1 protein-coding gene is annotated in these 926 nt (G+C 55.7%); it reads right to left on the reverse strand.

What is annotated here, in order from left to right:
- On the reverse strand, positions 1-898 hold an 898-nt coding region (locus ACX4ZE_RS22805), incomplete at its 3' end, for a condensation domain-containing protein (protein WP_480275514.1).
- Positions 899-926 lie beyond the last annotated feature (28 nt).

Raw genomic sequence — 926 nt, forward strand, 5'->3', positions numbered from 1 at the left:
GCGGTGTGGTTATTGCGCTGTCGAGGTATCTCGTGATGGCGCGCAGATACGACGCAAGGTTCGCGTCGTTGTACAGTCGCGGGTCCGCTTCGATCTTTATTTCACCATCGAGCGTCAACGATCTGTCGTAATAGCAGGTTACCGACAGCTCCCCGCTCCGGCCGGACGAAACAACCTTCAATTCCGCCGTACCCGAAGGTACCCTCAAGGCGCCGAAGAACGGAATAATATTGATCGACGGCCCGAACGGATTGACCACATCACCAGCAGCGCGTAGCTCTCTCCGTAGGTCACCGATGCCGTACTTGGTGTGTCTCCCGATCTTCAGCATCGCCCGCCGAACGTGCAAAGCGAGGTCGGTCAGGGACATTTCCTCCCTGATGTCCAATGCCAGGGGGACTGTGTTCGAAAGCAGACACGGCGTGCGACCAACACGACCATCCCGATTAGCGACAGGCACTTGAATACAACTGCTGTCACGACGCGAGAATCGGTAGAGAGCACCCGTTACTGTCGCAATCAGAAGAAACGACAGTTCTACACCGATGTACTCTGCCGTACGGTCCAAGCCACCGAGCACTTCACGCGGAACAGGCATCGAGGCACTGAGACGACAGGAACCATCCGCAGACGCCTCTCCGAACACATGCAAAGGAGCATGATCCGCAGCGAATTCTTTCAACCAGAAATCACGATCGACCGATTTACGTTCCTTCGTATAGAGACGGTCGCGTTCCAGAAGGTCGGCTACACCCGAAAACCCGCACGGTGACACGGTGTGCCCGTTTCTCGATGCGGAATAGACATCCAGAACGCGTTGCGCCCAGATCGCTATACCAGCCGCATCGATAACCGTGTGATGAAAACACATCGCGACAAAGACACGGTCACGGGCCAACCTGAGTATCCCCACACGATACAAATAT

Source organism: Nocardia sp. TBRC8007 (genome assembly GCF_056629435.1).